Source organism: Arthrobacter sp. CAN_A2 (assembly GCF_015752045.1).
Lineage (GTDB): Bacteria > Actinomycetota > Actinomycetes > Actinomycetales > Micrococcaceae > Arthrobacter_D.
On the sequence record NZ_JADOUS010000012.1, the window covers coordinates 66,235 to 73,515 of the forward strand.

General features: G+C 65.9%; 5 protein-coding genes and 1 pseudogene. All 6 read left to right on the forward strand.

Going from position 1 to position 7,281, the window contains the following annotated elements; translation table 11 throughout:
• Positions 1–5: 5 nt before the first annotated feature.
• The 6 genes and pseudogenes from IWX63_RS14795 to IWX63_RS14820 all read left to right on the forward strand — a co-directional run bounded on the left by IWX63_RS14795 (position 6) and on the right by IWX63_RS14820 (position 7,212).
• Complete coding sequence (locus tag IWX63_RS14795; RefSeq protein ID WP_199278915.1) at positions 6–1,448, forward strand: phytoene desaturase family protein; 1,443 nt, start codon at positions 6–8, stop codon at positions 1,446–1,448.
• Between the two features lie 129 nt (positions 1,449–1,577).
• Entirely contained in the window at positions 1,578–2,822 is a 1,245-nt protein-coding gene (locus IWX63_RS14800) for a glycerophosphodiester phosphodiesterase family protein (RefSeq protein WP_199278916.1), read from the forward strand.
• 293 nt (positions 2,823–3,115) lie between these two features.
• Complete coding sequence (locus IWX63_RS14805) at positions 3,116–4,285, forward strand: polymer-forming cytoskeletal protein (RefSeq protein ID WP_199278917.1); 1,170 nt, start codon at positions 3,116–3,118, stop codon at positions 4,283–4,285.
• Positions 4,286–4,394: 109 nt separating this feature from the next.
• Positions 4,395–4,790 carry a phage holin family protein gene (locus IWX63_RS14810; RefSeq protein WP_199278918.1) on the forward strand — a complete coding sequence of 132 codons (396 nt, stop codon included), beginning with the start codon at positions 4,395–4,397 and terminating at the stop codon, positions 4,788–4,790.
• Positions 4,791–4,892: 102 nt separating this feature from the next.
• A pseudogene (locus tag IWX63_RS14815) lies at positions 4,893–5,159 on the forward strand (DDE-type integrase/transposase/recombinase); the annotation flags it as partial.
• A gap of 265 nt (positions 5,160–5,424) precedes the next feature.
• A complete protein-coding gene (locus tag IWX63_RS14820) occupies positions 5,425–7,212 on the forward strand; it encodes a putative bifunctional diguanylate cyclase/phosphodiesterase (protein WP_199278919.1) in 1,788 nt (595 codons plus the stop codon).
• Positions 7,213–7,281: the final 69 nt, after the last annotated feature.

The window sequence follows — 7,281 nt, forward strand, 5'->3', positions numbered from 1 at the left end:
AAGCCATGGTAGATGTCGAGGTCGTCGGCGCCGGTCCGAACGGACTCGCGGCCGCCGTCGTCATGGCGCGCGCCGGCCTGTCCGTGCGGATCCACGAGGCGGCGCCTACCATCGGCGGCGGGTCCCGCTCCATCGAACTCATGGAGCAGGACCACCTCCACGACTTCTGCTCGGCCGTCCACCCGATGGCCCTCGCGTCGCCATTCTTCCGCGCCTTCGAGCTGAGCCGCCGCATCGGGTTCGTGGTCCCCGAGGTCTCCTTCGCCCACCCGCTCGACGGCGGACGGGCCGGCATCGCCTACCGCAGCCTCGACGAGACGGTCCGGGGGCTCGGCGTGGACGGCGAGGCGTACCGGCGCCTCTTGCAGCCGCTCAGCGACCGCGAACAGGGCATCCTCGCGTTCACCCTCAACCACGTGGTGCGCGTCCCGAAGAAACCCGAGGCAGCCGTCCGCTTCGGCCTCGCGGTCCTCGACCAGGGACTGCCGTGGTGGAACCGCCGCTTCAGCACGGAGGAGGCGAAGGGCCTCGTCACGGGCGTCATGGCGCACCCCGTCGGCACCCTGCCCTCCCTGACCGGCGCCGGCGCAGGCCTGGTGCTGAACCTCCTCGCGCACACCGTGGGCTGGCCCATCCCGGTCGGCGGATCGCAGTCCATCGCCGACGCCCTGGCGATCGACGTCCGGCAGCACGGCGGACAGATCGTCACGGACAGCAGGATCGAGACCCTCGCGGAGGTGTCGGACGCACGGGTGGTGCTGCTCGACGTCGCACCGAAGACGTTCCAGTCCATGTCCAGGGGGCGCCTCCCGGCGGCCTACGAGAAGGCCCTGGCCGCCTTCACCTACGGCAACGCCGCGTGCAAGGTGGACTTCATCCTGTCCGGGCCCGTCCCGTGGACCCATCCCGAGCTGCACCGCGCCGGGACCGCGCACCTGGGCGGGACGCGGGAGGAGATCGCCGCCGGCGAGAAGCAGGTCAACCAGGGTGTCCACCCGGACAGCCCGTACGTACTCCTCTCCCAGCCGTCGTCGTTCGACCCCACCCGCGCCCCCGAGGGCCGGCACACGCTCTGGACCTACTGCCACGTGCCGCGCGGCTCCACGCAGGACATGGCGGAGGCGGTCACCGCGCAGATCGAGCGGTTCGCGCCCGGCTTCCGTGACGTCGTCGTCCGGAGCCACACGACGACGGCGAGCGAGCTCGAGGTCTACAACGCCAACTACGTGGGCGGGGACTTCAGCAGCGGAGCGGTGAACCTCCGCCAGATCGTCGCCCGCCCGGTGCCGTCCCTGGAGCCCTGGGCGACGCCGATCAAGGGGGTCTACCTCTGCTCGCAGTCCACCCCGCCCGGTCCGGGCGTGCACGGGATGGCCGGGCTCAACGCGGCGAAGCTGGCGCTCCGGCGCGAGTTCGGCCTGTCCGTGCCGGCCCTCGGCCTGTCGTAGGCCGTTACCTGAGGTAACTGTGACTGTCGCTGGCAGTTCACCCGCCGTTGACGGGCGGGTCGGGTGGGGACGGTTGGCTGGACGTGAGCGATCAACGCTTGCGTATCCTCCACCCGAAGGGATCCACCCATGCCCCGTTTCGTCCGTTCCATCCGTTCGGCTGCCGCCGTCGCCGTCGGGCTCTCCTTCCTCGCTGTTCCCGCTCACGCCGTCCCGGCCGGTCCCGTCACCGAGGCGTCCGAGGGCCGCGGCGACGCCAAGGGTCAGGCTGGTCCGATTCTCGTGGGGCACCGCGGTGCCGGGGGTACGGCGCCCGAGAACACCGTGGCGGCCTTCAAGGACGGCCGGTCCTCAGGCGCGGACTTCATCGAGATCGACGTGCAGCTCAGTGCCGACGGTGTCCCGTTCCTCTTCCACGACGACACCCCCACCCGCACCACCAATGTGGCGGACGTCTTCCCGGACCGCGCCGGCGACCCGATCACGTCCTTCACGTGGGCCGAGCTGCAGCAGCTCGACGTCGGCGCGTACTTCGACGGGCGCTTCGTCGGCGAGAAGATCCCGCACCTCGACGACGCCGCCCGGGTGGCCACCCGCAACACCGGCGTGTACATCGAGATCAAGTCGCCGGTGAACTCGCCCGGCGTCGAGGAACTGGTGGCCGCCGAACTGAGCACCGATCCCGCCTGGCAGAAGCTGGTCGACGCGGACAAGGTGCAGGTGCTCGGCTTCGACGAGTCCTCCAACCGCAGGTTCGCCGCCCTGGCACCGGAGGTGGAGCTGCAGCAGCTCACGGGTGCGGTCCCGGGGTCCGAGGTGCTGGCCGAGTGGGCTACGTTCGTGGATTCCGTCGGCGCGAACTACCGTGGCCTCACCGCCGCCGATGTCACCCGGGTCAAGGGGGCCGGCCTCGTGATGGGCGTCTACACGGTGAACTCGCCGGAAGCCGTGCAGGCCGTCGTGGACCTCGGTGTCGACGTTGTGACCACCGACTTCCCGATCCAGAACAGCCGCTACCTGAAGGGGATCCCCGTGTTCCCGGGTGCAGCCCTGGAGATCAGCGGAGCCGTGAACAACCCGGCGGGCGACGACGTCCTGCCGAACGCCGGCGAGTACGTGACGCTGCGCAACGTCTCCGGTGCCGCGGTTGACGTCAGCGGCTACTTCCTCCGGGATGCCGCGAACAACATCCTGCGTGTTGGGGAGGGCTACGTCCTGCAGCCCGGTGGTGAGCTGCGCGTCCACACCGGCCCCGGCACGAATACGCCGACCGCCTACTTCAACGCGATCCCGGCCTCCGTGCTCAACAACACCGGCGACTCGCTGGGGCTGTGGGCGCCGGACCTGCGCCTGGTGGACGTCTACGCGAACTAGCTTTTCTCGCGGGCGAACCCACGGAGCCCGGTCGGAGGCTGAGCCGGCCCCCGACCGGGCTCCGCGGTGCGCCTGAGCGGGGCCTTGTCCGGGTCAGGGACCGCCCCGACCACCAGCACGGTCCCACTGTCGGGACCTTCGACTCTCCTCCAGGGTGGACGCCACTGAGAAGCTCGACCCGCTCGCTTCGTCGGGGTCGGCCCGGGAGCTCCAACTCGCCAGGAGGCGCACACGCTCGCGACGCCGACGAGGGCCCATCACATCATGTGCACCCAGGCAGGAGAGGCGTTGCAATGGAAGTACTCCCACATACCCGGAGGGTTCTCGCCGCAGTTCTTGCGGTGATCACTCTCGTCCTGGCTACAGGGTCGGCGTCGGTCGCTGCGTCTCCGGCGTCGGGCCCGTCCACCGTGCCCGCTGTGGTCAACGATGGCGTCGGACCGCAGTTCTACGGTGATTCGGTCATCGATATCACGAATGACGTTGACGGGGACGTGTACGCAGCCGGTCAAAGTGTCACCATTTCCGGTGATGTCACCGGTGATGTGATCGCAGCAGCCCAGACCATCACCATCACCGGGAACGTGGACGGCAATGTCCGGCTCGCAGGGCAGGACGTCACCATCAACGGTGCCATCGCACGCAGTGGAACGATCTTCGCGTCGATCGTGAAAGTCACCGACGCGGGCTCGTTCGGCGGCGACCTGGTGGGTGCCGCGGAGAGCATCGTGCTCACGGGGGCGGTCGGCCGTGATGTCGTCGTCGGCGTCGGAAGCCTCACCATCGATGGAACGGTCGGCGGGAACGTCACCTACACCAGCGACAGGGACGCGCGGATCGCCGGGGGCGCGGTCAGTGGCACGGTGGAGCGTGTCGTGTCACCGGAGCCGCCCACGGTCGAAGCCTCACCGTGGGCGATGTTCATCGGCTGGCTCCTGGGGCTGCTCTATGCGCTGGTCGCGCTGAGCCTCGTGACAGCACTCGCTGGATTACTCCTTCCGCGCGTGTTGCATCGGGTCACCAATCACCTCGTCCCGACGCCGTGGAGGGCCCTGCTCGTCGGATTCGTAGCGTCGATCGCTGTCCCAATCGCACTGGTGGTGATCCTCGTGACGATCATCGGGGCGCCTCTCGCGCTTGCCGGATTCCTGATCTGGCTCACCCTCACGCTGGCGACCTTCGTGCACGTCGCGTACTACATCGGAAGGCTCCTGTTCCGGGGTGACCAGCCCCCGGTGGTGAAGGCTCTGGTCGGCGGTGTGATCCTCATCGTTGCGCTGCAGATCCCGTGGCTGAACATCGCGGTCTGGGCTGCCATGGTGCTCCTGGGTCTCGGGGCGCAACTCCTGGCGATCTACGATCAGCGGCCGTGGCGCCGCACCTGGACCGAGGGAGAGGCCGCCCCGGATGCTCCCGCCGTCAAGTCGATGACGGACCAGGGCTTCACTGAAACACAACCCTGATACTGCTCAGGGGCACCTGGCTCGATCAGATTCACCCGGAGTGGGGGACGCGTGATCGTCCCAGAGTCGAGACTCTGGGACGAAAAGCTCCACTAGATCGGACCTCGGAATGATTCGTTTCCTGATACACATCCTGATCAATCTCGCCACGGCAGCGATCGGGCTGCTCCTCGCGGGTTGGATCGTTCCCGGTGTGGTGCTGCAGCCGGCTGGTTTCGTTGTTGCGGTGGTCGTCTTCGCCCTCGCCCAGGGTGTGCTCGGGCCGTTCGTGTTCAACGTCGCCCGGCAGTATGCGTCGGCGATCCTTGGAGGAATCGGGCTGGTCACCACCCTGATCGCCCTGGCTATCGCGTCATGGTTCGACGGCGGGCTTGAGATCAGCGGCTTCATGGCGTGGGTGGGCGCCACCCTCCTCGTCTGGATTGTGACTGCTCTCGGCGGGTGGCTTCTGGGGTGGCTGTTCATCACCCGCCGTCGGGGAAAGAAGAGCAAGGCCGCCCAGTAGCCAAGCCGCAGCATTGTCGTCTTCACCTTCTGGTGTGACGCGGTCCTCGGAGCCACAGAAGTCAGCGAGAACCGGTTCGGACTACTAAGCAGCAGCCGACTGATTTGGGCCGTCTTAGCCTGGAAAGGCGGTCTGACTCGCGAAGCCCGCCTGCGGTGCACGATGACCGAGTCGAGTGGGAATTCACAGCGACGGGCCCGGATCAGTTGTGGCTCACGGACATCACCGAGCACCGCACCGACGAGGACAAGCTCTACTTGTGCGCGATCAAGGATGTCTACTCCAACCGGACCGGGCTATCCCTTCGATTCCCGGATGAAAGCGTCCCTTGCCGTCTCGGCCTCCCACAACGCGATAGGTCGTCAACGGCGCCTCGGGAGGCTCACGCCGGTCGAATTTGAGTCGATAACGGCCTCAAAGCCGCCTGACAACACTGAACCCGGAGAGTCAACGGAATCCGGGGCAGTGCCGCAGGTCGCGCTTGTCAGCAAGTATGACAAGCCACCGTTACTAGGTATACCTGCGCCATTGGGACGCGAATGCGCGTAGGCTCCATGCCACTGCCAGTCGTGTTGACCGACCCACGCGGTTCATGGTCTTGTCCGGCTCGGTCCCATAGAGGGGAACTACAGGTTTGCTGAAGCACAACGGTGGTACCCACAGCAGCGGTGTCGGTGAGCACGATCCCGGGCGTGGCGATGACGGGAGTGGTCTCGCTGGGGTGCTCGCGGCGGCTCGGACGGCGACCGCTGATATCGCCGTGATCACCGACGCCGAGCAGCTCATCACGTACATGTCGGCCTCGTTCACGGCGATGACGGGGTATGGGCCGGCAGATCTGATAGGCGAGAATTGCCGGGTCTTGCAAGGTCCGGGCACCGACCCCGGCACGACCCGACAGATCAAGGATCTTTTGGCCTCAGGGCAAGTGTTTGAGGGGGAGATCCTTAATTACCGCAAAGACGGGTCTGTGTTCTGGGCTGAGTTGAAGATCGTCCCGATGTGGGTTGGTACAGGATCCGAGGTCACCCATTATGTGAGTGTTCAACGCGATATCAGCAATAAGGTCGCGTTGCTGAAGCAGCTGGAGGCCCAGGCTATTCACGATCGCGTGACGGGGCTGCCAAACCGGATTGCGGCAGAACGGGCCGTTGATGAAGCCGTTCAGTACGCCCCTGACGGGGACCGGAGGGTAGCGGTTGGCCTGATCGACCTGGATGATTTTCGTGTCGTGAACAACACCCTAGGCCATGCGGCAGGGGACTCGGTCCTGCAGCAATGGGCCACCCGCGTCCTCGCTCGCCTTCGCGACGGCGACGTGCTGGCCCGGATGGGTGGGGACGAATTCCTTCTGATTCTTGGCAGCATCAACCGCGCCACCCTGCACGAGGACCTGCCTGGAATCATGGATCGTCTCCATGAGGCCGTGGAAAAGCCGTTCACCGTGAATGATCAGCAGATCTCTATTGGCATGAGCATGGGGATCGCGGTGGTTCCTGAAGACGGCACCGATAGCCAATCCATCCTGCGCAGCGCAGATGAAGCCCTCTACGCGGCCAAGGAACGACGCAGCGATGGTGCTTCCTGGTGGGAGACTGCAGCCAATGCCCACACACATCCCGGCGGACTTGGGAGCAGGAGGAGTGCGGGGGGTGCCTGGGATGTCATGGGACTCGGTTCCCGAGAGGGGGAAGGAACCGAGTCGAGTATTTATCGCAAAGCGCTCAGGTGCGGAAACGTCGTGGTCCACTTCCAGCCCATCGTGGACCTTCGTGACGGGCTGGTCACCTTGTTCGAGGCCCTGGCGCGTCTTGAGGTACCAGGGGGCCGTATCGCGAACCCCGATGAGTTCCTGCCTCACCTTGATCCCGCGGATTTGCGCATCCTTTTCGACCATGTTCTCGATCAGGGATTGGCTTTGATTGCCGGCTGGGACCGACCGGGTGTGCGCCCCAACATCGCGGTGAACCTGCCGCCAGAAATTTTGCACGACATCACTTTGGTTAGCTCTATCGGGGAGCAGTTGCGCACCCACAACATCGAGCCCGGCGGGCTGGGACTGGAACTGCTGGAGTCCCAGACCTTGAGTTTGGAGACACAGCGGGCCGCGCTGCAGCAACTTTCCGAGATCGGTGTCCGGCTTGCCATGGATGACCTCGGATCCGGGCACAGCAGCTTGCAGAGACTTTCGTCCTTCCCGTTCACTGCCATCAAACTCGACCGCGGCCTATTCCTTCATGTTTATGCCAGGCCGCTGGAAACCCTCAGCATCATGGCGACCCTCCTCCAGATGGGCAGGGACCTGGGAATGACTGTTGTCATCGAAGGACTTGAGGACGAGGCGCTGACTGAGGCAGCGAGCATCCTTGGCGTGCCCTTAGGGCAGGGCTATTACTGGCCCTTCGCAGTTGAGCGTGGGTAGGGCGGTCAGGGGCTGACTCGGTAGGGTTGGCTGCTGTTGGTGCGGCGTGGTGCGGCGGGAATGAGGTCA